21 protein-coding genes are annotated in these 25305 nt (G+C 67.0%); 13 read left to right on the top strand and 8 right to left on the bottom strand.

Going from position 1 to position 25305, the window contains the following annotated elements:
- Positions 1–68 precede the first annotated feature (68 nt).
- Positions 69–1394 (top strand): beta-ketoacyl-[acyl-carrier-protein] synthase family protein, encoded by a 1326-nt coding sequence (locus HRU76_04670; protein ID QOJ19093.1) that lies wholly within the window; start codon positions 69–71, stop codon positions 1392–1394.
- Positions 1395–1423: 29 nt separating this feature from the next.
- On the opposite strand, the gene HRU76_04665 is transcribed toward HRU76_04670, so the two are convergent.
- Entirely contained in the window at positions 1424–2230 is an 807-nt protein-coding gene (locus HRU76_04665) for a prepilin-type N-terminal cleavage/methylation domain-containing protein (protein ID QOJ16922.1), read from the bottom strand.
- A 673-nt stretch (positions 2231–2903) separates the two neighbouring features.
- Here HRU76_04665 and HRU76_04660 point away from each other — a divergent pair.
- The 5 genes from HRU76_04660 (at position 2904) to HRU76_04640 (ending at position 9832) form a co-directional block, all read left to right on the top strand.
- Positions 2904–3515, top strand: coding sequence for a hypothetical protein (locus tag HRU76_04660; protein ID QOJ16921.1), 612 nt, complete (start codon positions 2904–2906; stop codon positions 3513–3515).
- Entirely contained in the window at positions 3503–3970 is a 468-nt protein-coding gene (locus tag HRU76_04655; GenBank protein ID QOJ16920.1) for a hypothetical protein, read from the top strand. Before HRU76_04660 ends, HRU76_04655 begins: the two co-directional genes overlap by 13 nt.
- 356 nt (positions 3971–4326) lie before the next feature.
- Positions 4327–6771, top strand: a complete 2445-nt coding sequence (locus tag HRU76_04650; protein QOJ16919.1) for a YidC/Oxa1 family insertase periplasmic-domain containing protein — start codon at positions 4327–4329, stop codon at positions 6769–6771.
- 159 nt (positions 6772–6930) lie between these two features.
- Positions 6931–8415 (top strand): 50S ribosome-binding GTPase, encoded by a 1485-nt coding sequence (locus tag HRU76_04645; protein QOJ16918.1) that lies wholly within the window; start codon positions 6931–6933, stop codon positions 8413–8415.
- A gap of 91 nt (positions 8416–8506) precedes the next feature.
- A complete protein-coding gene (locus HRU76_04640) occupies positions 8507–9832 on the top strand; it encodes a beta-ketoacyl-[acyl-carrier-protein] synthase family protein (protein QOJ16917.1) in 1326 nt (441 codons plus the stop codon).
- A 57-nt stretch (positions 9833–9889) separates the two neighbouring features.
- On the opposite strand, the gene HRU76_04635 is transcribed toward HRU76_04640, so the two are convergent.
- The gene (locus HRU76_04635) at positions 9890–13093 is read right to left on the bottom strand and encodes a response regulator (GenBank protein QOJ16916.1); all 3204 of its coding nucleotides are present in this window, start codon (positions 13091–13093) and stop codon (positions 9890–9892) included.
- Between the two features lie 8 nt (positions 13094–13101).
- Positions 13102–15252, bottom strand: coding sequence for a PAS domain S-box protein (locus HRU76_04630; protein QOJ16915.1), 2151 nt, complete (start codon positions 15250–15252; stop codon positions 13102–13104).
- A 141-nt stretch (positions 15253–15393) separates the two neighbouring features.
- On the opposite strand from HRU76_04630, the gene HRU76_04625 reads away from it, so the two are divergent.
- Positions 15394–15822, top strand: coding sequence for an iron-sulfur cluster assembly accessory protein (locus HRU76_04625; GenBank protein ID QOJ16914.1), 429 nt, complete (start codon positions 15394–15396; stop codon positions 15820–15822).
- 20 nt (positions 15823–15842) lie between these two features.
- Complete coding sequence (locus tag HRU76_04620; GenBank protein ID QOJ16913.1) at positions 15843–16499, top strand: phosphoribosyltransferase; 657 nt, start codon at positions 15843–15845, stop codon at positions 16497–16499.
- Between the two features lie 29 nt (positions 16500–16528).
- Here HRU76_04620 and HRU76_04615 read toward each other — a convergent pair whose 3' ends face one another.
- The 3 genes from HRU76_04615 to HRU76_04605 form a co-directional block, all read right to left on the bottom strand.
- Entirely contained in the window at positions 16529–17437 is a 909-nt protein-coding gene (locus HRU76_04615) for a thiazole synthase (GenBank protein ID QOJ19092.1), read from the bottom strand.
- A gap of 75 nt (positions 17438–17512) precedes the next feature.
- Positions 17513–17716 (bottom strand): sulfur carrier protein ThiS, encoded by a 204-nt coding sequence (gene thiS, locus HRU76_04610; protein QOJ16912.1) that lies wholly within the window; start codon positions 17714–17716, stop codon positions 17513–17515.
- Positions 17717–17792: 76 nt separating this feature from the next.
- Complete coding sequence (locus HRU76_04605; protein ID QOJ16911.1) at positions 17793–18359, bottom strand: tRNA (cytidine(34)-2'-O)-methyltransferase; 567 nt, start codon at positions 18357–18359, stop codon at positions 17793–17795.
- A gap of 78 nt (positions 18360–18437) precedes the next feature.
- Between HRU76_04605 and HRU76_04600 the strand changes: the two genes are divergently transcribed.
- The 4 genes from HRU76_04600 (at position 18438) to HRU76_04585 (ending at position 22432) form a co-directional block, all read left to right on the top strand.
- Positions 18438–19640, top strand: coding sequence for a hypothetical protein (locus HRU76_04600; protein ID QOJ16910.1), 1203 nt, complete (start codon positions 18438–18440; stop codon positions 19638–19640).
- Between the two features lie 205 nt (positions 19641–19845).
- Positions 19846–21930 carry an elongation factor G gene (locus tag HRU76_04595; protein ID QOJ19091.1) on the top strand — a complete coding sequence of 695 codons (2085 nt, stop codon included), beginning with the start codon at positions 19846–19848 and terminating at the stop codon, positions 21928–21930.
- Positions 21931–21998: 68 nt separating this feature from the next.
- Positions 21999–22235 carry a hypothetical protein gene (locus tag HRU76_04590; protein QOJ19090.1) on the top strand — a complete coding sequence of 79 codons (237 nt, stop codon included), beginning with the start codon at positions 21999–22001 and terminating at the stop codon, positions 22233–22235.
- Positions 22232–22432, top strand: a complete 201-nt coding sequence (locus HRU76_04585) for a DUF2283 domain-containing protein (protein ID QOJ16909.1) — start codon at positions 22232–22234, stop codon at positions 22430–22432. Before HRU76_04590 ends, HRU76_04585 begins: the two co-directional genes overlap by 4 nt.
- 189 nt (positions 22433–22621) lie before the next feature.
- On the opposite strand, the gene lepB is transcribed toward HRU76_04585, so the two are convergent.
- On the bottom strand, positions 22622–23464 hold the full coding sequence (gene lepB, locus HRU76_04580) for a signal peptidase I (GenBank protein ID QOJ16908.1): 843 nt from the start codon (positions 23462–23464) through the stop codon (positions 22622–22624).
- A 339-nt stretch (positions 23465–23803) separates the two neighbouring features.
- Between lepB and HRU76_04575 the strand changes: the two genes are divergently transcribed.
- Positions 23804–24514, top strand: coding sequence for a hypothetical protein (locus HRU76_04575; GenBank protein QOJ16907.1), 711 nt, complete (start codon positions 23804–23806; stop codon positions 24512–24514).
- A 19-nt stretch (positions 24515–24533) separates the two neighbouring features.
- Here the strand turns inward: HRU76_04575 and HRU76_04570 are convergent, their stop codons facing one another.
- Positions 24534–25193 carry an MBL fold metallo-hydrolase gene (locus HRU76_04570; protein QOJ16906.1) on the bottom strand — a complete coding sequence of 220 codons (660 nt, stop codon included), beginning with the start codon at positions 25191–25193 and terminating at the stop codon, positions 24534–24536.
- Between the last annotated feature and the right edge of the window lie 112 nt (positions 25194–25305).

Here is a 25305-nt window from a genome sequence, read left to right as displayed (position 1 = left end):
GGCGTCCGGCCGCGACGCGTCGGCGCCGGACGGGAGTCGGCGCGGCGACGCGTACAATCCGCCGCATGATGAGCCCAACCTCCTCTCCCCGCGTCGTCATCACCGGCATGGGCTGGGTCACCCCGCTGGGGCATGACATCGAGTCCGTGTGGAAGCGCCTGCTGGCGGGCGAGTCGGGCGTCAGCCGCATCGACCGCTTTGACGCCTCGACCTTCCCCACCACCTTCGCCGCCCAGGTGCGCGGGTTCGACGTGAACCGATACGTGGAGAACCCCCGCGTCCACGCCGGGGCGGGGCTGAACACGCAGTTCGCGCTGGGCGCGGCGAGGCAGGCGTGGGAGCAGTCCCGGCTGGGGTCGTTCACGGGCTTGAACAAGCGCCGCATGGGCATTTACCTGGGCGCGGGCGAGGGCGTGCTGGACTTCGACAACTACGCCCGCACCAACCTGCGCGGCTGGGACGCGGAGAAGCGCGCCATCGACGGCGCGAAATGGGGCGCGCACGGGCTGGCCCTCATGGACGCGGTGCGCGAGGTGGAGCAGGAGCCCAACATGCCGCTGGCCCACCTGGCGCGGGAGTTCGGCGCCCGCGGCCCCTGCTCCAACTGCCTCACCGCCTGCGCCGCCTCCACGCAGGCCATCGGCGAGGCCTTCTCCATGCTCCAGCGGGGCGACGCCGACGTGATGATCTCCGGCGGCACCCACACCATGATCCACGTGCTGGGCATCACCGGCTTCAACCGGTTGACCGCCCTGGCCACGCGCAACGAGGACATCCAGCACGCTTCGCGCCCCTTCGACCGCACCCGCGGCGGCTTCGTGATGGGCGAGGGCTCGGGCATCGTCATCCTCGAAACGCTCGACCACGCGAGGCAGCGCGGCGCGACGCCCCTGGCCGAGATCACCGGGTACGGATCGAGCGCCGACGCCTTCCGCATCACCGACATGCACCCCGAGGGTCGCGGCCCGGCCGAGGCCATCCGCCAGGCGCTGGCCATGTCGGGCATCGATCCGCACACGCTCGATCACGACGGGCGGCCGGGCGTCCACTACATCTCCGCCCACGGCACGGGCACGCAGGAGAATGACTCGATCGAAACGCTCGCCGTCAAGACCGTGTTCGGCGACAACGCGAAGAAGATTCCCATGTCGTCGATCAAGTCGATGATGGGCCACCTGATCGCCGCGGCGGGCAGCGTGGAACTCATCACGTGCATCCTGGCGATCCGCGACGGGATGCTCCCCCCCACCATCAACCTGCGCGAGCCGGACCCGGCGCTCGACCTGGACTACGTGCCCAATGCCGCGCGGCCCGCGAAGGTGGATGTGTGCCTCTCCAACTCCTTCGGCTTCGGCGGGCAGAACGACACGTTGGTGGTGCGTCGAGCGGGGTGACAACGTTTGTGGGATCGACCGTCAACTTATCAGTTGTCCGCGCCCTTGACGCCATCCTGCGTCGCCATCGTGGGAACCCAAAGCATCAGGTTGAAAGGGACTTGAGATGGTGGCGCGATGTTACGCCCCGAATGCCACGGCAGTCGATCGATCGAACCATCTGCAAACGCGATCCGCGACGCCGTCGGAGGTGACTCAATGTACCGATACGGCGGAATATCGTCCGCTTCCGGGCCGCCGAGATCGACGATGATCCCCTTGCGGGGTGGATGTCGGACCTGCGAAACGCGAACACCCACCATCAGTCGATGCGGGAATGGGCCGCTGTCTGTCCAGAACTCGGGTGATGCGAACGCTGTGTGCGACATCCTGAATCGCCCTGAGGAATAAACGTCCGGTGGGCGACCGTCCGGTGGAATGAGCGTAGTGTCGGGGAAAAAGGTCGGCTGCCCATCCAACGAGGGAATCGCGGTCAAAAAGGGCATGATGGCGCTGGGCCACCACGTCGAGTGCCTGCTGAAGTGGACGCTCGCAGACGTATCAATGACCGTCCGCCCGATGTGAAGTGGCTCTGCCGGCAGACCGGGCTCGGCGAAGAATGGGTAGTACAGGTCATGGCTCATCATGTAAAGCGAAAGCGCGGTAAGCGACTGACGCATCGCTCCAACGGCCTCGACACGCCGGCCGCTGTTCCGAACACCTTTCACTGCCGGGAGCAGCACGGCGAGCAGGACGGAGAGAACCGCCAGCACCACGAGCGTCTCGATGATCGTAAAACCCGCGACCCGGGGACGATACGGCTTCTCTGGAGGACTGTAATGGCAGGTCATTGACATCAAGGTACTCCTCTGCTACTCCATTGTCAAGTACACTGAACGACTGCAACCTCGATCACAAGGAGACTGCGAATGACAACGGCACACACTCGAGATTCCCGAAGGCCCGTTTGCGGGGCTCTTGTCGGGATTCTGGCAGTTACGCTCACCGCGTTAGCGCACGCCCAAGGCGGCCCGGGCGCGGGGGTTTACGACTGCGACCCGAACAATCCCAACTGCCTCGGCACCACAATCTCGAACGCCTGCTGCTGCCCGATTGCTGCTGGCTCCGCGACATGGGAGTGTGCAAAGATTCCGAATATTCAGTGGACCTGCCCGCAATGGCAGCGCTGGGCGCCCGCCGACACGCGACAGTGCACGCATTGAACCATGGGGATTGCAATCACGCGAGTAGACTTCCATCGCTCTTTGCAAGCCAAACCAGCATCATCTCTTTGCCGCCGCTCTTCTGGTGGTGATTGTCGTTCCGATCGTGTACTTGGCAGCCACCAAGCTGACGTGGCGGCGTCCACCTGATCCGGCCGCCGAGCTGTTTCGGGACACCCGCCACGAGTACCAATCGCTCCGAATGCGTCGCCTCGCCTCCCCGGACGATGTTCGGAACGCACTGGATTCCATGGAGTTCACCGGTCAGGGTATGTCCGCTGCGCAACAGAACGCTCTGCGCGACACCTTGGCCACTGTGATTGCTTCGTACTACCTCTCTCCTTCACCACAGCCGTACAAAGCGTGGCGGGCGTCACAGGGAACCCGGGTCCGTCCCGTCGATCCGACCGGACGAGCGGGCATTTCCCTCCAACAGATCGCCAACGAAATGCGGATCGCGCCGGGCAACGAGGGCGAGATCATCAACGAGCCCGCGACTGTCGAAGAGGCGTTTGACCTGCTGTGGCGGTTGAAGGATCAGATCGGAGGCGGGATCAACCGGCCCGTTTCTATCTGTGATTCGCCGCCCGGTTTGCGCGTACTTGTCACTGAAGCAACTGCCGAGAACCCGCGAGTTCCGGCGATCGAGGGCGGACTGACCATGGATGGGTGGTACGGCGGCGTGAGCATGAGTTCGCTTCCGCTCTTCGAGCCCGTTGAACGTCTGACGGATGTGCTGGATCGGCACCGTCGCGCACTGGTCGCTGTCGCGGGGGTTTGTTTCGAGTTCGCGGACGGCACACGTCGGCCCGTGATCTTCACCAGTTACTACCACCCCCAGCGCGAGATGTGGATTCTCCACCAAGTCAATATGGCAAATTATCCTCCGGGAAGGTGGGTTCGACCGTGGTTGCTGTAGCACCGCGATGGAAGAGCCAAAATGCAGGAATCGTCGCGCTCTCGCTCGTGGGCGTGGTGTTCGTGGCGGCGGCGTTTGACAAGGCCCTCGACATTGATGGATTCTCGTACATCATTCAGTACCACATCAATTCGCGTTCACCGCTCGTGGTTTCGGGGCTCACCGTGATGGTCTTGATCTGGGAGGCGGTTCTCGGTGTTTCGCTGTTGACCGATGTTGGTGCCACGTTCGGCATTCGAGCGGCTGTCGGAACGCTGATCGTGTTCTCTTTGGCGCTGACTCGGATGATCCTGGATCCGGCATCGCCGGAATCGTGTGGGTGCGGCAGGGTGTTGTCGCTCCTTCAGGACGCCGAAGCCGCGTCCGTCGTGGGGCTCCTCCGGAACGGCCTATTGATCGCATGTCTCCTTTTCGGCGCGCGTGCATCGTACGTTCCGACGCGTTTTCAGCAGTGACGTTTCCAGCGGCGAGCAGGGGGCTGAGTTCGCACCGGAACGTCGGGTCGCGTCCACGAGCATCACCACGTCGATAGGCGCGGCCTGCGAGGGTCGATGTGTGCCTGTCCACCTCCTTCGGCTTCGGCGGGCAGAACGACACGCTGGTAGTGCGGGCAAGGACTCCGGACTGAGGTCTGAGTGACTTCCGCGACGTCCGCGACTCGATGCCCTGATCCCTTCCCCACCCGGCAGACGCCCGGCGGCTCTCGCCATACCATCGCCCTCGGAACGGCGTCGGTCTCCGCCGAACGCCTTGTGCATGTATCCACGGCCTGCGCGGCGATCCGCCGCCAGGGACCGGAGAGCCCAGCCCGATGAATCCCGCCCTGCGACGCCTCATTCTCACGCTGGTTGTTCTCGGCGCCACGCTGGGCGTCGTGGCGGTGATGGTGTTCGGCCCCAAGGGACCGGGGCGGCAGCAGTCATCGCAGAACAGCGCGGACGCGACATCGACACCCGACAACGCCGGAGGATCCGCTGGTGGAACTTCCGGGGGCGCCGCCGACCCGTCGCACGCCGGTGCTGGCGAGACACCCGGCATCAGGGGGACGGACAACCCCGGCGAGACACCCCCAACGCCGCCCTCGGGTGAGACAGGTGGCGCGTCCGAAGGTGCAGGTCGTGACGCCGACCAGAACGAAGGTCAGGAGCAGCCGACCACGCCTCCCGGCGGCGAGCAGCCCGCCGTCGATCCCGCCTCGCATTTCGCCGGATTGACCGCCGTGGCTCCATCGGGCGGGTTCGGGACGTCCCGTCCGCGGCCCATCGGCTCACTGGACTGGCGTCAGCACGATTTCCTCGTCGAGTTCAGCACGATCAGCGCGGGCATCGAGCGCATCACGCTGTCGGACATCTGGAACACCGCCGCCGCCCGTCGCCAGGCGGAGAAGCTCAAGCCGCGCATCGAGCGGGGCGAGGCCACGCTGGCCGAGATGCCCTCGGCGGAACGCTACGTGATCCAGCAGGCCCGGCCCATGCGGGTAGGTGGATACGACTACACCTTTCCCGCCCTGGCGGCTCGGGCGATTCGCGTCACGCCTGCCGCGACCGAAGGCGGACCCGCGCCCACGCCGCAGGAAGTCAACCTGTTCGCCGATGTCTGGTCGCAGGATGGCGCCGATCCGGGGCTGTTCACCACCGAGGTGCGCAACCAGCAGGGCGCCGCGGTGCTGCGCATCACGCGGCGCTACGTCATCGCTCCCAGCGACTACGCCCTCACCATCGAGCAGCGCGTCGAGAACCTGTCCGACGTGCCGGTGGATGTGTCGTGGATCATCTACGGCCAGACGGACCTCGACCAGGACCGCGCCCGCTACATGGAGAACCGACGCTACCGCGCCGGGCACCTGGCGGACACCAAGCGATACCCCCAGCGCACGCTGGTGATCGCGGATGACGACTTTCTGCTCTCGCGCGGCACGGTGATGGGCATCGGCGGGGGCAACCTGCGCTACCCCGGCACGGAGGCCATGCTCTGGCCCAATGCCGACTCGCTGGCCCGCAACTACGAACTGTCGTGGTACGCGGTGGAGAATCGCTACTTCGCCGCCGCCATCATGCCGCCCTACGCGGGGGACGGCTCGACCCCGCCGTCCCGGCGCACGCTGAGCGACGTGATCGGCGCGATCGTGCCTTTCTACAACGAGGACGACGCCGCGCTGCGCCGCCAGACGCACGACTGGGTGGTGCTGGAGCTGCGGGGCGTGCCCCGACGCGTCGCGCCGGGGGCGACGGAATCATTTGACATGGGCCTCTACGCGGGCCCGCTCGATCGGCACGTGCTGGAGTCGTCGGAGCCCTACGTCTCGCTGCGCATGGGCGGGCTCATCCACTACCAGATGTCGGCCATGTGCGCCTGGTGCACCTTCCAGTGGCTGGCTCACGTGCTCATCTGGATTCTCTCGGTGGCGCACGCCATCTTCGCCGACTGGGGGGTCGCCATCATCCTGCTGGTGGCGGTGGTGCGGCTGCTCCTCCACCCCATCACCAAGCGGTCGCAGGTGTCGATGCAGCGCTTCGCGCGGGTGATGCAGAAACTCAAGCCGGAAATCGAGAAGCTGCAGCAGAAGTACGGCAGCGACCCCAAGCGCATGCAGCAGGAGCAGCTGCGGCTCTGGCGCGAGCACGGGGTCAGCCCCTTCTCCATGCTCGGGTGCCTGCCCCTGTTCCTGCAGATGCCCATCTGGATCGCCCTGTACGCGATGCTCTACTTCGCGTTCGACCTGCGCCACGAGCCGGCCTTCTGGGGCGTGTTCCAGGTGTTCTGGGACTGGCCCTTCCTCGCCGACCTGAGCGAGAGCGATCACTTCTTCGGCGAGGTGAGCCAGCCCTTCACGTTCCTGTTCATTCCCATCACCGGCATCAACATTCTGCCGGTGCTGCTGGGGCTGGTGTTCTACGTGCAGCAGAAGTACATGACGCCGCCTCCCACCGCCACCATGACGCCGGAGCAGATGGCCACGCAGCGCATGATGAAGTGGATGCTGGTGCTGATGATGCCGCTCGTCATGTACGGCGCGCCCTCGGGTCTGACGCTGTACATCATCAGCTCGTCCATCTGGGGCATTATCGAGAGCCGCATCATCCGCAAGCACGTGGACTCGCTCGACCTTGATCAGCTCTCGCCCAAGCTCGCCGAGCAGAAGAAAAAACCTCGCAACGCCCTGCAGCGCATGTACATGGAGCGGCTGGAGAACGCCAGGCAGCGGGCCGAGGCCAAGCGTCAGGGACCGACGAAGAAGTACAAGAAGCGCGGGTGAGGGGGAAACGCACTGAGTGCTGGGTACTTGATGCTGAGTGCTGAGGAGTGAGGGGTAGGGCGTTCCGAGTTCCGAGTTCTGAGTTCCGGGAAACTGGATGCCTCGATGCCTTGTTGCCTCGATGCCTCATCCTCAGTACCCAGCGCCTGACGCCTCCCCGTGCTCGACGATTCCATCATCCTGGCCGTCGCCAGCCCGCCCGGTCGAGCGGCACGGGGGCTCGTCCGCCTCAGCGGCGCCGGGTCATTCGACCTGCTGCGACGATTGGCTCAGGGCTGCGGCGATGCGAGCCGGGGCGCTCGTCCGGTTCGCCTTCGGCTTTCGCCTTCGGATGGCGGCGCGGAACTGCCCTGCCTCGCGCTCCACTTCCCCGGTCCCGCGTCATACACGGGCGAAGATGTGATCGAACTGTTCCTGCCGGGCAATCCGGTGCTGCTGGAGCGCGTGATCGACGCCTTGCTTGATGCCGCGGACGGCGTCGGGCTGGCCGCCAGACGAGCCGGGCCGGGCGAGTTCACGGCCCGCGCCTTTCTCAATGGCCGCCTGTCGCTCACGCAGGCGGAGGGCGTGGCGGCGTCCATCGCCGCGCGCAGCGACGCCGAGCTCCGGGCCGCCGCCCTGCTCACGGGCGGCGAACTGGGCAACTTCGCCCGCTCGCTTGCTGACGATCTGGCTGACGCGCTCGCACTCGTCGAGGCGGGCATCGACTTCACCGACCAGGAGGATGTGATCGTCATGGCGCCCGCCGATCTGCTCGGGCGGCTCACCGACATCGGGGGTCGCCTGCGGGCACGGCTGGACAGGGCGGTGGGTTTTGAATCGCTTCAGGCCATTCCGTGGGTAGTGCTCGCGGGCGCGCCCAACGCCGGAAAGTCCACGCTCTTCAACGCACTGCTGGGTCGCCCTCGCGCGGTGACTTCGGCCCTGGCGGGCACCACGCGCGACGTGCTGGTTGAGCCGATTGTGGTGAGCAGGCAGCCATCAACCATCAGCCGTCAGCCGGAGGCCGAGGTGATGCTGGTGGACGTAGCGGGCCTGGATGACGCGGCGGGTTCGTTCCTTGACGCCGCCATGCGCGACGCGGCCCGTCAGGCGATTGACCGTGCGGAGCTTGTTCTTCTCTGCGTACCCGGCGACGCGCCGACTCCTGGCGCCGAGGCGCTGCGCTGGATCGACCCCGCTGATCCGCGCGTGCTCATGGTGCGGACCAAGGCGGACGCGGAGCGTGGTCAACCGTCATCGCTCAGCCATCAGCCGTCAGCCGTCGCCCAACCACCGACCGCCGACCACTGGGAATCAACGACAGGCCACGGCCCCATCTCCGTCTCCGCTCACACGGGCGAGGGTCTGGAGGCGCTGCGCGTCGCCATCGCGGAGCGGCTCGCCGGGCGTGCGGTGTCGCTGGCCGCCGACGCCCTGGCGCTGCAGCCGCGGCACGAATCGGGCCTGCGGGCGGCTCTGGCGTCGATTGAGGAGGCCGCCGCCCTGCTGGCGCCTCGGAAGCAGGAGCGCGCGTTGGCCGCGCCGGAACTGATCGCCGCCTGTCTGCGCTCCGCACTGGACGACCTGGCTGAGGTGGCGGGCGACATCACACCCGATGATGTGCTGGGCCGCATCTTCGGTCGGTTCTGCGTTGGCAAGTGAGGCATCGGGCCTGAAGCGCCGAGCGACGGGAATCCACATCGCCCTGGCGTTCAATCCTCAGCACTCTTCCGCGCCCCTACACTCTCCCTCCATGTCCAAGCGTTCCGTCGTCATCACTGGGATCGGCCCCATCACGGCGTTCGGCCTGGGTATCGACCCGCTGTGGTCGGCCCTGATCGAAGGCCGCTCCGCCATTGCGCCGATCTCGCGCTTCAATCCCTCGTCGTTCCCCTGCCGCCTCGGCGCGGAACTGCCGGATGATCGTTTCAACGTGCGCGACGTGGTGCCCAAGAACTATCGCAAGGCCACCAAGGTGATGGCCCGCGACATCGAGTTGGCCGTCGGCGCGGCCCTGGCGGCGGTGCAGGACGCCGGGCTGAACACCAAGGGCATCGATCCGGATCAACCGCCCACCATTGATCCCGACCGCTTCGGGTGCCACATCGGCGCGGGTCTGATCGCGGCGGACGTGGAGGAGCTGGCCGCCGCGTTCCACGAGAGCCGCACGCCCGATGGTGAGTTCGACCTGCACGTCTGGGGAGCCCGGGGGATGGAGAACCTGACGCCGCTGTGGCTGCTCAAGTACCTCCCCAACATGCTGGCCTGCCACGTGACGATCATCCACGACTGCCGCGGACCGAGCAACACCATCACCTGCAACGAGGCCTCCGCGCTGCTCTCGTTGGGCGAATCCGTTCGCGTGATCGAGCGGGGGCAGGCGATCGCCTGTCTCACCGGCGGGGCGGAGTACAAACTCAACCCCATGGGCGTGCTGCGACAGCACTTCGCCAGGCGGCTGGCTCCCACGCCCGACGGGGTTGATCCCGCCACGGTGGTGCGGCCCTTCGACCCCGCCGCCGTCGGATCGGTGCTGGGCGAGGGCGGCGGGATTCTCGTGGTGGAGGCGGAGGATTCCGCCGCCGCCCGCGGGGCGAGGGTCTACGCCCGGGTGGCCGGGTTCGGCTCGAGCCAGTCCTTCTGCCCGGATACGGTGGGGCTGGCGCCAGACCCGGATGACACGGGCATTGACGCCGCCATCGAGAACGCCCTGCGCGATGGCGGGCTTGGGCCGGAGTCGATTGACGCGATCGTGCCCTTCGGTTCGGGCATTCCCTCGGTGGACGCCGCGGAGGCCGCCGCCATCCGGCGCGTGTTCGGCCCGCGCGCGGCGGATATTCCACTCGTTACCGTGGTGCCCAACGTGGGCAACTGCTGCGCCGGGATGGCGGCGGTGTCGATGTGCGTGGCCGCCAAGTGCCTGCGCGAGCAGATGCTTCCCGCCCGGCTGAGCGCGACCGTCACACCCGGGCTGAACGCCGCCGCGGCTCCGGCGCGTCCGGCCTTGCTGCGCCATGTGCTGGTCATGGTGACCAGCATGGGCGGTCAGAATGCGGCGGTGGTGATGGGGCGCGGGTGATGACGGGAAGCGCCCGCCTCACGGAAGCGTGGGGCCGATTCACACGATGGCCTCGCATCAACGGAACCCGCCCCGCGTGTCGGCTGGCGCGGCGCACACGAGCCCGATCACCGTCAGCAGATGATCCGGGTTGACCGGCTTGGCGAGGTAGTCATCGCACCCGGCGTCAAGGCACTTCTGGCGATCGCCCGTCATGGCATGAGCGGTCAGACCCACGATGGGGCGGTCATAGCCCGCCTGTCGGAGGCGTTGGGTCGCTTCATAACCGTCGATCACGGGCATCTGCATGTCCATGAGAAGCGCGTCATATGGATGGCCCGCGTGCAGAGCCGCCAGCGCCATGTCCACGGCCTGACCTCCGTCCGAGGCCACGTCCACGCGATGACCCGCCCGAGCAAGCAGGTGACGGATGAGCCGCTGGTTGTCAGGTCCGTCCTCGGCCAGCAGAAGGCGCCGTCCGGGTGACGCGGCCATCGCCTTCGATGACGCCCGGGTCTCAGTCGGGGTGGCGGGGTCGGCCTCGTGGATGACGGGGTTCTCGATCCAGTGTGTTTCGGGCATGGCGTGCAGCGACGCGCGGACGGTGAAGGTGCTCCCCCTGCCAGGCGTGGATTCGACGGTGATGGAGCCGCCCAGCATGGTCGCCAGGCGTCGGCAGATGGACAGCCCAAGCCCCGTGCCGCCGAAGCGCCTGGTGGTGGTGTTGTCCGCCTGCTGGAATGGCACGAAAAGGCGCGGCAGGACGTCGGGGTCAATGCCAATGCCGGTGTCGATTACGTCAAACCGCAGCATCGGTGAGGCGGCCTCCTGCCTCTCCGCGCTCACGACGATCCGGATGCCGCCCCGCTCGGTGAACTTGATGGCGTTGCTGACGAGGTTGACCAGGATCTGCCGCAGCCGCGTGGGGTCGGTGCGGACCACGTCGGGGATGGCGCCGTCAAACTCGGCGCGCAGGTCGAGCGATTTGTTCGCGGCCCGGTTTCGCAGCAGGGTGACCACGTCGCGCACCACGCCGATCAGGTTGGTGGGCACCAGCTCCAGGGTCATGCGTCCCGCCTCGAGCTTGGAGATGTCGAGGATGTCGTTGATGATCTCCAGCAGGTGCTCGCCGTTGCGCCGAATGGTGTGCAGGTGGGAGCGTCGGTCCTCGGGGGTGTGGTCCTCGTCGAGCAGCAGCCCGGCGAAGCCCAGGATGGCGGTCATGGGCGTGCGGATCTCGTGGCTCATGTTGGCGAGGAACTCGCTCTTGGCCTGGTTGGCGGCCTCGGCGGCCTCCTTGGCGCGCTGCAGCTCCTCCTCGGCGCGCTTGCGGTCGGTGATATTCAGGTGAGCCACCACCAGGCGCACCGGACCCTCGCCCGCGAAGCGGGTGAGGCGCATCAGGAACCATCGCTTCTCATGCGGGGAATGGCAGGGGTATTCAATCTGGAAGAAGTCGCTCTCGCCTCGCGCGATGCGCCGGATGGCGTCGGCGGCCCTGGCGGCCTCCTCGACGCCGCCAGCGGCGGCGCGGTCGCAGATATCGAGATAATTGACCCCCTCGCCCACGCGCTGGCCCAGGCCGTGGTTGGACTCGGCGAAGTTCCGCCACTGGCGGTTGACCGCGATGATCGTTCCATCCCCGTCGAGGATGGCGATGTGGGAGGAAAGCCCGTCCAGCGCGCCGCGTGCGAATCGCTCCGACTCGGCCAGCGCCCGCAGGGCCTGCCGGTGATCCAGGTGATGCTTGACGTGGCTGGCCACGTAATCGAGAAGCGCCTGCTCCTCGTCGATGAAGCCGTCGTCGGATGATCCGTCCGGGTCGGTCGCGCACGACACCGACACGCGCAGCAGCCGCCCGTCATCGAGGAGCGACGCTGCGGAGAGGGCGGGTGAGCGATCGGAGTATCCGGGGGTCTCGATGACCCGCTCGCCGATGGAGAGCCGCGCCGCGCATCGTTCGGCGTGCTGGAAGGCGGGCGGGAGAATGGCGGCGATGGCGCGAAGCGCCTCCATCTCGTCCTCGCCGGCGTCATCCAGCGCCGCCCGCACGCTCTGCATGGCGGTGAGCTCCTTGACGCGCTCGTTCAGGTTCCGAAGCAGCCGCCGGCGGTCCTCCTCGATGCGTCGGCGCTGGGTCACGTCGCGCGTCACCGCCACGTGCTCGACCTCGCCGGAGGCGGGGTTGATGAGCGGCACGGCGGAGGTCTCCATCCAGCGCTGCTGGCCGTCGAGCCCGACGATCTCATACTCAAGGCGCCCGCCCTCCCCGGCGCAGACCGCTTCGTGGAAGCGCCGGAACCGCTCGCGGTCGCGCTCAGCGATCAGCGGAAAGGCGCTGACGCCGATGACCTGCTCCAGCCGCTCGGCGCCGATCATGCGGAGACCGGCGGGGTTCATCTCGATCAGGCGAGCGTCGCGCGACAGGATCTTCACGCATTCCGGGGCGGCGTCCACGAAGGCGCGCAGCCGCTGCTCGCTGGCGCGCACGCGATCCTCGGCCTCCAGTCGCTTGCGCAGCGAGGCCCGCGCCCCCGTCACCACCACGATGCCGGACGTGACGGTGATGAAGACCGTCAGCAGCAGCCCCATGGCCCCCAGGCGCGCCAGTGCGATGTGGCTGAGCCAGTCCTCCGCCGGGTAGTCCACGCCCAGCACCGCCTCGACCCGCCCCTGGTCGTCGTAGATCGGTTCGAATGCGCTGACCCACGTGCCCCAGCGGTCGGTGTACGGCACGTCGTCGAACGTCGATTCACCGAGGAAGGCACGCTCCAGCGCATCGCTGGTTTCGGGGTACTCCTCGTAGATCGCGGTCCGTTGCTCGCGATCGTCGATGAAGAGCCCGTCGCCGTCGTAGTCCGTCTCGGAATCGACGACAAGCACGATGCGTTCATCGGGCAGGCGCCGGAATGTGTAGATGTCGGCGACGACACCGTTGGCGACGGTCCATCGCTTCTGGGCCTCGATCATGGCGAGATACGAGGTGTCTTCGGGCGACGTATCCGGTCCGATCAGGGCGTGCCCCAGGCGCTCCAGTTCACGGGCGTAGGTCGGCGCCAGGCCGCGCACCAGCCGCGAGAGGCGCGTGGATTCGATCTGTTTCATCACCGACGTGGCCGGCCACGCGGCGAGCATCGTCGCCACCCCCAGCAGGGCGATGGTCCACCGGGCGGGAGCGCCGACGCGCCGATGACGCAGCCACCAGACCGCCAGGGTGGTGGCCGACGCGCACACCACCACGAACAGCAGGAAGTCAACATTCTGGAGCCAGAGTCGGTCCATTCGTGGCCTCAGGTCGTGGAGGCGGTTTGTGAAGATGTGCTCGATGTGGATCGAACGGGCGGCCGCACCAGAGCGATGAGCGCGGCCCGGTCGATGGGCTTGGGCGCGTAGTCGTCGCACCCCGCCGCCAGGCACCTGGCCCGGTCGTCGGACATGGCGTGCGCGGTCAGGGCGACGATGCGTCCCGGATAGCCCCGTCGACGAAGCTCCCGCGCGGCGCCGTACCCGTCAAGTTCGGGCATCTGCATGTCCATCAGGATGAGGTCGAAGGGGGGTGCGGTCAGGCGGTCGGCGCCCCAGCAGCGCGTGACCGCCTCGACTGCTTCTCGTCCGTTGTTGGCGATTGTCACCTCGCATCCGGCCCGGCGCAGAATGTGAGCGATGAGCCGCTGGTTGTCGGGGCCATCCTCGGCCAGCAGCACGCGCGGGGGTTGCTCGCCGCAGCACACCGAATCCGGTTTGGGATCGCTGTCCGCGAGCACGCCGTCCGCCGGGGCGGTGACGCGGGGGACGTTCTGGATGGGTCCGGTGGGCACGCGAAGGGTGAAGGTTGATCCCCGGTTCGGCGTGCTGGCGACCTCGAGCGAGCCGCCCATTCCCAGGGCCAGGCGGTGGCAGATGGTCAGTCCCAGTCCCGTGCCCCCGAAGCGCCGGGTCATGGTCTCATCGCCCTGGGTGAAGGGCTGGAAGAGGCGGCCGATCTGCTCCACGGTCATGCCGATGCCGGTGTCGGCGACGATCAGTTCCAGCCACGGCCCGCCGGGCTCGTGCTCATCGAGACGCGCCGTGACGGTGACCGACCCGGAATCGGTGAACTTGACGGCGTTGCCGACCAGGTTGAGCAGAATCTGCCGCAGCCGCGTGGGATCGCCGAGGATCGCCGAAGGAATCGGCGTCTCATAGTCGAGCCGCAGGGTCAGCCGCTTTTCGGTGGCGCGAAGTCGCATCAGCGACATCACGTCGCCCAGCACGGCGGATACGTCCACCGGGACGTGTTCGATCTCCATGCGTCCCGACTCGATCTTGGAGAGGTCAAGGATGTCGTTGAGAATCTGCAGCAGGTGCTCGCCGTTGCGCCGGATCGTCTGCAGATGATCGGCGTGCTCCGCGGGGGCGAGATCGGGCGACCGGAGCAGGTCGGCGTAGCCCAGGATGGCGGTCATGGGCGTGCGGATCTCGTGGCTCATGTTGGCCAGGAAGTCGCTCTTGGCCCGGTTGGCCGCCTGGGCTTCGAGCATGGCCTTGCGGAGGGCTTCGACGCCGCGCTTGCGTTCGCTGATGTCGCGCAGAAACGCGCTGAAGAAGTGATGATCGCCCCGCCCGGCGTGGCAGATCGCCAGTTCGACGGGAAACTCACGGCCCGTCCGGTCGATGGCGGTCAACTCGATGCGTCGATTCAGGACTCGTTGCTCGCCTGTTTCGAGGTAGCGTCTGAGTCCCTCGCGGTGGGCCGACCGATGCGCGGGGGGGATGATCTTCTCGTCCAGCGTGCTCCCGAGCACCTCGGACGACCTGTAGCCGAACATGCGCTCGGCCTCGCGGTTCCAGCCGGTGATGCGTCCGCGCTCGTCGATGGTGATGACGGCGTCCAGTGCGGTGTCGATGATGGCCCGGTGGCGCTCCTCGCTCTGGCGCAGGGCCTCGTCCTGGCGCTCCAGCGCCGCCATGTTGCGCCGCAGCTCCATCTGCGCCGTTACCTGGTGCGCCACGACGCGCAGCATGGCCACGCGGCGCTCGTCGATGGTGCGAGGTCGGCGATCAATCACGCACAGACTGCCGATCGCCTCGCCGGTGGAGAGCACCAGCGGAATGCCCGCGTAGAAGCGGATGCCCGGGTCGCCGGTGACAAGCGGACTGTCGGCGAAGCGCGGGTCGAGGGTTGCGTCGGGGACGATCAGCGGCTCGGCGGGGTTCAGGATCGCATACGCGCAGAACGACACCCCCCGGGGCGTCTGGCTGACATCGAGACCCTGGCAGGACTTGAACCACTGCCGGTTGGAATCGACCAGCGAAATGACCGCGATCGGCGCGTCGCACAGGTGAGCCGCCAGCGCGGTCAGGTCGTCGAAGTCGGCCTCTCGGGGCGAGTCGAGCATGTTGAGCGCCAGGAGAGCGCTGAGGCGGTCCGCCTCGTTGTCGGGCAATGGTGCTGGGGGCATCGTGACCCTCCCCCCGGCGGCGTCATGGACGCCGGGGCACGGCTGACATCGACTGAAGAGAGGCCGGTCTTGAGTCCGAAAAGCCCGGGCGGGGAGCGCTTTCGCGCCTAGGATCACCAGTCCCTTCCCGGAGGAACGACCATGCCTGTCACCGTCACCGAAACCGCCGCACGCGAAATCTTCCACATCATCGAGCAGCAGGGGCTGGATGCGGAGAAGGTTCGGCTGCGCGTGGGGGTGAAGGGCGGCGGGTGCGCCGGCTTCTCCTACATCCTCGACCTGACCGAAGCCCAGAAGGACACCGATGACCTCTGGGAGTACACCTTCACGCGCAGGCCCGCCCGCGCGGTCGCCGCGGGAATGAACGGCGGCGGTCAGGGCGGGACAGCCGTCGCGGAGGGCGGGGAAGCGGAGTCCTTCACCATCCGCGTCATCTGCGACCCCAAGAGCTACCTCTACCTCAACGGCACCGTGATCGACTTCAAGGACGAAGTGATGGGGCGCGGCTTCGTGTTCAACAACCCCAACCAGACCAGTTCGTGCGGTTGCGGGTCGTCGTTCTCGGCATGAGCGCGCCGGGCGGTTGAAGCATGATGTTCAGGGACCGGACCGATGCCGGGCGTCGGCTGGGCTCGGTGCTCGCCGGGCGGGAATACATCAATCCGATCGTGCTGGGCCTGCCGCGCGGTGGGGTGGTGGTGGCGGCGGAAGTGGCCCGCGCTCTGCGTGCGCCGTTGGATGTGCTGGTGGTGCGCAAGATCGGCGCGCCGCGTCAACCCGAGTTCGCCATCGGCGCGGTGACGGATGGGGGAGAGCCGGTCATCCTGCTCCAGCCGGACGCGGTGGCGCTGACGGGCGTGACGGACGCTGAAGCGGCGCAGCTGGCGCAGCAGCAGCTGGCCCTGGTGCGGGAGCGTGAACGACGCTATCGGGCCGGTCGCCCCGCCGAGCCGATCGTGGGTCGAACGGTCATCGTGGTGGATGACGGCGTCGCCACGGGGGCGACGTTCCTGGCGGCGGTGGAGTGCCTGAAAGCCCGCCGGCCGGGTCGGGTGGTGGTCGCCGCGCCGGTGGCATCCGCCGAGGCGGCCCGCCTGCTTGAGTCGAAGGCCGACGAGGTGGTGATCCTCGATCTTCCGCCGCGATTCCAGGCCGTGGGTCAGTTCTACGCGGACTTCGGCGAAGTGACGGATGAGGACGTGCTGGCGATTCTCGCCGGGCATGGCGCGCTGCATCCGGGCCACTGACGCCCCGCGATGGTGAGCGGCGAGGGCGATCACTCGCCCGGCACGTAGGTGACGACGCCCTCCCACGGGCTGGAGGCGGTGGCGTACATCCGCCTGGGAATCCGTCCCGCGCGCGCTCCGTGGTAGCCGGCCTCGCACGCCGCCCGCATGGCATGAGCCATGCGGACAGGGTCTCTGGCGTGCGCGATGCCGGTGTTGAGCAGCACGCCATCCGCGCCCAGCTCCATGGCCAGGGTCACGTCGCTGGGCGTGCCCACGCCGGCGTCAACAATGACGGGATAGGACGAAGACGGAGGACCGGGAACCGACGACTGCGTGGCGGAAAGTGCGGGTGGCGTGGTCGGCGCCGCCGCGCCGTCTCCCTTGAGGAGTTCGAGAATGATCCGGATCGCGCTGGGGTTGGCGATGCCGCGGCCCGAACCGATCGGGCTGCCCGCGGGCATCACGCTGGCGGCGCCCGCGTCGCGCAGACGCAGCGCCATGATCGGGTCGTCGCTCGAGTAGCACAGCACCGTGAAGCCGTCCTTCACGAGTTCGCGGCAGGCATCGAGCGTGCCCACGGGGTCGGGCAGCAGCGTCTTCCGGTCGCCCAGCACTTCGAGCTTCACCCAGTGGCGACCGGGGTTGTCGAGCTGATCGAGAATCTCCCGTCCCAGCCGCGCCACGCGGACAGCGTCTTCCGCCGAGAAGCACCCGGCGGTGTTGGGCAGAATCGTGTACCGATCGAGGTCGATGAAATCGAGGATCGACCGGCCCTGCTGGTCCACCAGCCGCTCACGCCGCACGGCGACGGTGATGACCTCGGCCCCCGAGGCGTCCAGCGCCTGCTGCATCACTTCGTAATTCTCGTACTTCCCCGTACCGACGATGAGTCGGTTGTGGATGGTGACCGGACCAAGCACGAGCGGCGCGTATGCGGGAGCGACTGATGACGACATGATGGCGGGATCGACGGGCATGACGCGGGATTGTAGGAATGTCGCGCCGTGGCGCTGGCGGGGCCGTCGCCGCGCTCAGCCGCCGCCCACCAGCGTGACGATCTCGACGCGGTCACCCTCGCGGATTTCGATCCGGTCGTGATCGCGGCGGGTTGTGACGGCTCCATTCACCTCCACCGCGTAACCCCGGTGGGCGGGCGGGTAGCGTTGCAGCAGTTCCGACAGCGTCAGTCGCGGCTCGGGCATCGACACCGGCTCGCCGTTCAACGTGATCCGCATGGCCGATCGTAGGGCTGGCTTCCGCGCACGCGCGCGGCCATCCGCGGCGCTCCCGATGCCCGCCAGCCCGTGCGGGTCATCCTGCGGCTGATCGCACGACGGACGAGGACATGACCTGCCGCATCCCCTCGTACACCGCGGCGCACACGGCGGTGGCGAGGTTGAGCGACCGCGCCCCCGGCACATTGACCATGGGAAGTGTGATGCGGTGATCCTCGCCGCACGCGCGGGCCACCCAGTCGTGAACATGCTCGGGCACGCCCGCGGTTTCGCGGCCGAAGAGCAGATAGTCGCCGCGACGGAACGTCGCCTCCCAGTGCGGTCGGTCGGACTTGGTGGTGTAGAGCCAGAGGCGCGGCGGGCGGGATGCCGGGGAGAGTGGTTCGAGTCCCTCGCGCGCCACAAACGCCTCCCACGAGGCATGCTCCACGCAATCGACGAGGTGCCAGTAGTCCAGCCCCGCCCGGCGACGGGCTTTCTCCGACATGTCGAAGCCGATGGGATGAATGATGTGCAGCCGACACCCCGTGGCGGCAGCGGTGCGGCCGATGTTCCCCGTGTTGTTGGGGATCTCCGGGCTCAGAAGCACGATGTGGAAGAGAGGCGTGTCAGGAGAGGGTGCAGTCAGCTCTTTTCTCGTCATGAAACTTGACCTCCTCGCCTACTCAGCATAGCTTCGACTCGGAGAGGGATCGCCTGATTACTGTCAGGGGAACATATCATGCGAAACGTACTACAGCAGCGTTGGTTCTGTGTCGCGATCCTCGCGCTCATCATCGGTGGTGGAGGCGTCTGGGTCGGTGCGGCGGCGCCCTCGATTGATGCACGCACTGCCCGGAATGACTGCGGTTGCGGTTTCAGGAACGCTCGATCAATCCAGTACGCTCCGGTGGTGGATGACGGCAATCGAGACGCAGCGATGGAGCGTCGTCCCATCTACCACTGGGAGAACAATCTGCTCGCTTTCGTGGCTTCTGTGTTTGAGACCGCGGGCATTCCCGCTTCGCGGGCGGTTGAACTGGCGGACTCGGTCATCGGCTTGACCAATCGCGAGGCCGTCAGGGATCCCAAGGTCTATGCGCGGTTCGCGTTTCGAGCGATCGGCTTCGAGTCGGAGGCGGCGGAAAAGGCGGCGGAGTCGGCGATCGCCCAATTAACGGAACTGCATGGTGAGATGCGGACAGTCACCGCGGTGACAGCACCATCAGATCAACCACGAGCGCCAGGAAGAATGTCATTGAACAATCGGGCGTTCTTTAGTTGGCAGGGTAACATCCACGGTTTTCTTTATGCCGCGTTTCTTGAACTGGGACTGGAGGGTCAGGAAGCTGTCAATGCGACGACATGGGCCGTCGGATTGATGGACTACGCCTCTGAGGATTCCGCCCGGAACAGGTCCGAGCCATGGCGTTCGCTGGGGCCGCTTCGCATCGTCACCGAAGCGTTGCAGACGCGGGGTATTCCGGAGTCGGAAGCACGCGAACTCGCCCACGCGGTGCTGACGAAATTGAATGTGCAAGGGTTCTTGGCGCGCCGAACGCGAGCGCAGGATCTGTGCCCCTCCTATCCCGTCAAGATCATCTGGTGTGATGAAACGAATCAGCAGCACACGGAGATCACGTGGATTCGTCGGAACTCCTGGGACCAGTTCCGCACGGCATGTCCCGTGATGGATGTGTGTCCCGATGGCAAGGAGTGGTGGTGGGCGATGACGCTTGTCGACGACGACTGCGTGCCGACGGCGCCGAGCGGAGCGTGCGTGTGGATCCGAGCCATCGGCGGACTTCAGGATATTGCCTGCGATACGCCGCACCTGACCTTGGAGTGCTTTGAGGAGACGTCAACGTCCATCAGCTGCTCGGAGATCGAGCGAATCTGTGCGCATCCAACACAGGGTCCATCCGGATGTCCGGAGTGCGAGTAGCGGCTGCCGCCTTCCGATGTCATACGCCCCGGGCAGCCCCGGGGCGTTTTTCTTTCCAACCGCCGTCGCCTCCACGCTGTTCGTGCGGCGACGAGCACGTACCTGATTCGCACGTCTTCCGCTACAATCCTGGACTGCGCCGCTTGGGCGCCTTCTGAACCCTTTTCCGCGGCGTTGGGGCCGCGTGCAGGAGGACCGTGCCATGATGACACCCGCCTACACCACCAAGGACATCCGCAACATTGCCCTGACCGGCAGTGCGGCGTCGGGCAAGACGACCCTCGTCGAGCACCTGCTGCACAACGCCGGACTGATCGGACGGGTGGGGCGCGTGGAGGACGGCAACACGGTCACCGACTACGACCCGCTGGAGAAGGAACTCCATCACAGCATCGACAGCGCCCTGGTCCACTTCGACCACGCCGGGGCGCACATCAACCTCATTGACACGCCCGGGGCTCCCGACTTCATCGGCAAGGCCTTCTGCGCCATGCCCGCGGTGGAGACGGTGATCGTCATGCTCGACCCGGTTCGCGGCATCGACCCGGTGGCGAGGCGGCTGATGAAGTTCGCCGCCGAGCGAAATCTGCCCCGCATGATCATCATCAACAAGATCGATCACGGCGGCGACCTGCTCGACCTGCTCGGCGCGGTGCAGGAAACCTTCGGCAGCGAATGCCGCCCCGTCAACCTGCCCGCCAATGGCGGCAAGCAGGTGATCGACTGCTTTCAGAACGCCTCGGGCGCGAGCGACATGGGCGACGTGTCCGAGTTCCACACCGGCATCGTGGACCAGGTGGTGGAGGTGGATGAAGCACTGATGGAGGAATACCTGGCCAACGGCTCGGTCCCCATCGAGAAACTGCATGAACCGTTCTGCAAGGCCCTGCGCGAGGGACACCTGATCCCGGTCTTCTTCACCTCCGCCCGCGAGAACGTGGGGCTGAAGGAGCTCGTCGATTTCTTCGCCCACAACCTGCCCAGCCCGCTGGAGGGCAACCCCCGTCCGTTCCAGTACACGGCGGGTGGTGCGGGGGCAGGAGTAGGGGGGGAACTCAAACCCTTCCGCGCCGTGCCGGATTCCTCCAAGCCGCTGGTGGCGCACGTGTTCAAGGTCGCCAGCGACCCCTACGTGGGCAAGCTGGCGGTCTTCCGCGTGCATCAGGGGCACGTCGGATCGGACCTGCAGCCGCGCGTGGACGCGGGGCGCAAGGGTGTGCGCATCGCGCACGTCTTCAAGGTGCGGGGCAAGGATCACGCCGAGATCAGGCAGATCATCGCGGGAGACATCGGCGCGGTGGCCAAGATCGACGAGATTCACTTCAACTCGGTGCTTCACACGGGTGAGATCGGCGAAGACCTGCACCTCAAGCCGCTGGCCCTGCCCAAGCCCATGTACGGGCTGGCCATCGAGGGCAAGCAGAAGGGCGCGGAGACCAAGCTCGCCGAGGCCCTGCACAAGATGACCGCCGAGGATCCCACCTTCGCCGTCGAGCGCGTGGCGGCGACCAACGAAACGGTCATCCGCGGGCTGGGCGAGCAGCACCTGCGCATGAAACTCCGGATGCTCAAGGATCGCTACGGCGTGGACGTGGAGGCCCGCCTGCCCAAGGTGGCCTACAAGGAGACCATCACCGCCAAGGCCGACGGCCACCACCGCCACAAGAAGCAGACCGGCGGCGCGGGACAGTTCGGCGAGGTCTACCTGCGCGTCGAACCCCTCACCGCCGAGGAGGGCGCCGCCAACGGCGAACTCTTCGAGTTCGTGGATGACACCTTCGGCGGGTCGATCCCCAAGCAGTTCCTGCCCGCCATCGAAAAGGGCATCCGACAGGTGCTCTCCACCGGCGCGGTCGCGGGCTACCCCATGCAGGGCATCCGCGTGTCGGTGTACGACGGCAAGTACCACGACGTGGACTCGAAGGAAGTGGCCTTCATCACCGCGGGCCGAAAGGCGTTCATCGACGCGGTGAGCAAGGCCCGCCCCGTGCTGCTGGAGCCCTATGTCCACCTGGAGATCACCGTGCCCGCCGACCAGATCGGCGCCATCTCCAGCGACCTCTCAGGCCGCCGCGGCCGCATCCAGGGCACCGACATGCTGCCCGGCAACCAGGCGGTGGTGAAGGCCGAGGTGCCGCTGGCGGAAGTGATGTCGTACTCCGCCCAGCTCAAGTCCATCACGGGCGGCGCGGGCTCGTACAGCATGGAATACAGCCACGATGAGCAGACGCCGCCCAACATCCAGGCGGAAGTGGTGGCGCGGTACAAGCCAAGGGCGGAGGAGGAGTAGGCGAAGGGAAGCGCGGGCGGGCGGAGCGAATCATCGAGTGAAACCCGCCACGGATCGTGCTCATGCCCTTGAAGTTCACCCAGTACTTTCTGGCGATTCGGCAGCGTCCCGACCGCGCTATCATCCGCGACGAATGGATCGAACGGGCGGTCTCTCACCCGCTCCGCGAGGTGGTGCAGGCCGACGGCCGAGTCCGCCGATGGGCGCCCGTGCCCGAGCACGAAGGCCGATACCTTCGCGTCGTGCTCCTGGAGGACCGCCTCACGGTTCACAACGCTTTCTTCGATCGCGACTTTCGACCATGAGAATCCGCTACTTCACCGACACCGACACGCTGCTGATCGAGTTCCGCGAGGACGGGGCGGTCGCCCACACCCGCGATCTCGATGAGAACACGACGCTCGACCTCGACGCCCAGGGCAACCTCTGCGCGCTGACGATCGAACACGCCTCGCGGCGCACCGGCATCCCGGAGTTTTCGTATCAGCAAGTCGCGGCGTGAGCGGGACCGGTTCGTCCCGCGCCCGTCGACGGTGGAGGACAGCCACGACGAGCAGACGCCGCCCAACATCCAGGCGGAGGTGGTGGCGCGGTACAAGCCAAGGGCGGAGGAGGAGTAATCGATGGCAGGCGGGGACGCCTGCTCCACTGGACACCCGCATCCACGACGCCTGCCTCGCCGAGTCAGGCGTCAGTTGCCCGCCGGCGCTTCCACGCGCGTCTGATCGAAGCCGCGGAAGAACCGCTCCCAGCGCGGGCGGAAGGAGGGCACCTTGTCCACCGAGAACGCCACGCCGAATGCGCGGCCGACGATCTTCTCGCGGGGCACAAAGCCGAAGCCGTTGTTCTCATCCGGCAGCCCTTCGACGCGGCGCGAGTCGCGGCTGTTGTTGCGGTTGTCGCCCATCATCAGGTAGTGACCCTCGGGCACCACCACCGGGCCGAAGGTGGAGAAGGGCGAGCGCGAGTTGTGTGTGTGCATGACGGGGTGCAGCACATCGCCCAGCACTTCCTGCGAGAACGCGGCCTGGTCGGGGTGGACGCCGTGCAGATCGAGCCGGGCGTACTTGCCGGCGTTGCCCTCGCGCGTTTCGACCGGCTTGCCGTTCACGCTGAGGACTCCGTTGCGCATTTCCAGCGTGTCGCCGGGCACGCCCGCGATGCGTTTGACGAGCCGCCGGGTGGCGGTGGCGCCGCCGGGTTCTTTCTGGGTGGCGAAGAAGACGACGATATCGCCGCGCTGCGGCTGGCCCCATTTGAGAATCCACCACGGCCCGCCGAGCGCGGTGGAGAAGGGCACCTGCAGCCCGAAGGCGGTGCGATTCACGAAGATGCGGTCGCCGACGAGGATGGTCGGCTCCATGGAGGAGGAGGGTACATCGTTCCAGTCGATGAACATGGAGCGGAAGCCGAAGACGATGAGCACGGCCAGGCCGATGGGGCGAATCCAGTTGACCCACAGCCGCCCGTACCAGGTTGTGGGCTGGGGCTTCTCCTTGCCGGGTAGTTTCTTGGATCGTCGGAACAGGGCCATGCGGGGGTTCATCCGGTCGAGGGCGTGGGAGGGGATCGTAGCCGGGATTCAGGCGCGGCCCGTGTGCGAGGAGGAATGCAATCCTGAAGGGGAGGAGACAAGTTGGGGTTGGAGTGGACGGTGTGTGACCATGCCGATCGGTGGGTGGTCGGGCGGGCCTAGGATCGACCATGCGCGAGCAAGTGCGCCAGTTCCTCGAAGAGCTTGACCCGGAGCAGGCGGACTGGATCTGCATGACGCCGCTCCAGCGGTGGGAAGCGAGCATGGAACTGTGGCGGACGTACCTCGCGCTGGGAGGCACGCTTGATCCCGAACCCGATCCACAGAGTCCTTTCTTCGATGAGGACGAATGGCGTGCGCTCGCTGCTGATGGGCGGCCAGGCGTGCGTGTTGTACGGCGGAGCGGAGTTTAGCCGCGACACCGATCTGATCGTGCTGGGCGATCCCGTGAATCTCAGTCGTCTGGAACGCGCGCTTGACGAGCTTCAGGCGAGTTGTATTGCCGTGCCGCCGTTCGAGCCGCGCTTCCTCGACATGGGGCTGGCCGTTCATTTTCGGTGCGGGCATCCCGAGGCGCGGGGCATGCGGGTGGATGTCATGACGCGGCTGCGCGGCGTTGACGAGTTCGAATCGCTGTGGGAGCGGCGAACGACTTTTCACCTGCCGGATGGGTCGGTGGATGCTCTGTCGCTGGAGGATCTGGTGGCCGCCAAGAAGACCCAGCGCGACAAGGACTGGCCGATGGTGGCCCGGCTGGTGGATGCCAGTTTTCTCGGCGCGGGCGACGCACCCACGCCGCAGCAGGTGCGGTTCTGGCTGCGGGAGCTGCGGACGCCACGGTATCTCATCGAAGTTGCCTCGGCGCATACCGAAACGGCTCGAATCATGGCGGCGGATCGCCCGGCCGTGGCGGCCGCGCTCAAGCACGATGAACCGGGCGTGCGGGAAGCGCTGCGGGCCGAAGAGCAGCGGGAGCGCGAGGCGGATGCGCTGTACTGGGCGCCGCTCCGTGCGGAACTGTCGCGCCTACGGCACGAGCGAGGGGATTAGCGACGCCGGGACGCCATGCTCACCACCCCCCGCGCACATACGGATTTGTCTTTCGCTCGCGCCCGATGGTCGTCGCCGGGCCGTGGCCTGGATGGACTGTCATGTCGTCGGGCAGGGACATGATTGTCTCCAGGATCGAGGTCCGCAGCGCGTCCGGGTCGGAGGTGGGGAAGTCGAAGCGGCCGATCGAGCCGGCGAAGAGCGTGTCGCCCACGAGGGCCTGCCTGGAGTCATCGTGGATGTAGCACACGCCGCCGGGCGAGTGGCCGGGCGTGTGGAGAACGCGCCAGCGCGTGCCCGCGAGTTGAAGCGTCTCGCCGCCGCTGAGCAGGTTCTCCGGCTCCGTCACGCTCACGGGCCGTCCGGTCAGGATCGACAGGTTGGCCATGGGGTCGGAGCAGAAGCCCGCCTCCGCCCGGTGAATGAACATGGGCATCGGCCCCAGCGCGCGGCGGGCGATGTCGATGCCCGCGATGTGGTCGAGATGCGCGTGCGTCAGCAGCAGGGCGACGGGCTTCAGCCCGCGCGAGCGGATGAAGTCGATGAGTTCCTCCGGCTCCTGGCCGCAGTCCACGATCCAGCAGTCGCGCGAGGGCGGCGCTTCGACCACGAAGCAGTTGGTCTGGTAGTCGCCGAGGACGAAGGTGTGGATGATGGGGCGCGGCGGCGGAGTGGTCATGGGGAAAGATAGCGGTGCGGCGAGTGGAGAGTGCTGGGTGATGAGTGCTGAGTGCTGAGTTCTGAGTGCTGAGTGCGGCGTGCGGCGTGCGGAGTTCGCAGGAATCGGTGGG

It is taken from the genome of Phycisphaeraceae bacterium (genome assembly GCA_015709595.1).
GTDB lineage: Bacteria > Planctomycetota > Phycisphaerae > Phycisphaerales > SM1A02 > CAADGA01.
The sequence above is the reverse complement of the archived record's forward strand: the minus strand, read 5'-3'. Positions and strand labels throughout refer to the sequence as shown.

Excerpts from the sequence above, each read along its gene's own strand:
- HRU76_04670 (QOJ19093.1), top strand. The coding sequence starts at position 69 with ATGAGCCCAACCTCCTCTCCCCGCGTCGTCATCACCGGCATGGGCTGG.
- HRU76_04665 (QOJ16922.1), bottom strand. The coding sequence starts at position 2,230 with ATGTCAATGACCTGCCATTACAGTCCTCCAGAGAAGCCGTATCGTCCC.
- HRU76_04650 (QOJ16919.1), top strand. The coding sequence starts at position 4,327 with ATGAATCCCGCCCTGCGACGCCTCATTCTCACGCTGGTTGTTCTCGGC.
- HRU76_04640 (QOJ16917.1), top strand. The coding sequence starts at position 8,507 with ATGTCCAAGCGTTCCGTCGTCATCACTGGGATCGGCCCCATCACGGCG.
- HRU76_04635 (QOJ16916.1), bottom strand. The coding sequence starts at position 13,093 with ATGGACCGACTCTGGCTCCAGAATGTTGACTTCCTGCTGTTCGTGGTG.
- HRU76_04630 (QOJ16915.1), bottom strand. The coding sequence starts at position 15,252 with ATGCCCCCAGCACCATTGCCCGACAACGAGGCGGACCGCCTCAGCGCT.
- HRU76_04625 (QOJ16914.1), top strand. The coding sequence starts at position 15,394 with ATGCCTGTCACCGTCACCGAAACCGCCGCACGCGAAATCTTCCACATC.
- HRU76_04620 (QOJ16913.1), top strand. The coding sequence starts at position 15,843 with ATGATGTTCAGGGACCGGACCGATGCCGGGCGTCGGCTGGGCTCGGTG.
- HRU76_04615 (QOJ19092.1), bottom strand. The coding sequence starts at position 17,437 with ATGTCGTCATCAGTCGCTCCCGCATACGCGCCGCTCGTGCTTGGTCCG.
- thiS (QOJ16912.1), bottom strand. The coding sequence starts at position 17,716 with ATGCGGATCACGTTGAACGGCGAGCCGGTGTCGATGCCCGAGCCGCGA.
- HRU76_04605 (QOJ16911.1), bottom strand. The coding sequence starts at position 18,359 with ATGACGAGAAAAGAGCTGACTGCACCCTCTCCTGACACGCCTCTCTTC.
- HRU76_04600 (QOJ16910.1), top strand. The coding sequence starts at position 18,438 with ATGCGAAACGTACTACAGCAGCGTTGGTTCTGTGTCGCGATCCTCGCG.
- HRU76_04595 (QOJ19091.1), top strand. The coding sequence starts at position 19,846 with ATGACACCCGCCTACACCACCAAGGACATCCGCAACATTGCCCTGACC.
- HRU76_04585 (QOJ16909.1), top strand. The coding sequence starts at position 22,232 with ATGAGAATCCGCTACTTCACCGACACCGACACGCTGCTGATCGAGTTC.
- lepB (QOJ16908.1), bottom strand. The coding sequence starts at position 23,464 with ATGGCCCTGTTCCGACGATCCAAGAAACTACCCGGCAAGGAGAAGCCC.
- HRU76_04575 (QOJ16907.1), top strand. The coding sequence starts at position 23,804 with ATGAGGACGAATGGCGTGCGCTCGCTGCTGATGGGCGGCCAGGCGTGC.
- HRU76_04570 (QOJ16906.1), bottom strand. The coding sequence starts at position 25,193 with ATGACCACTCCGCCGCCGCGCCCCATCATCCACACCTTCGTCCTCGGC.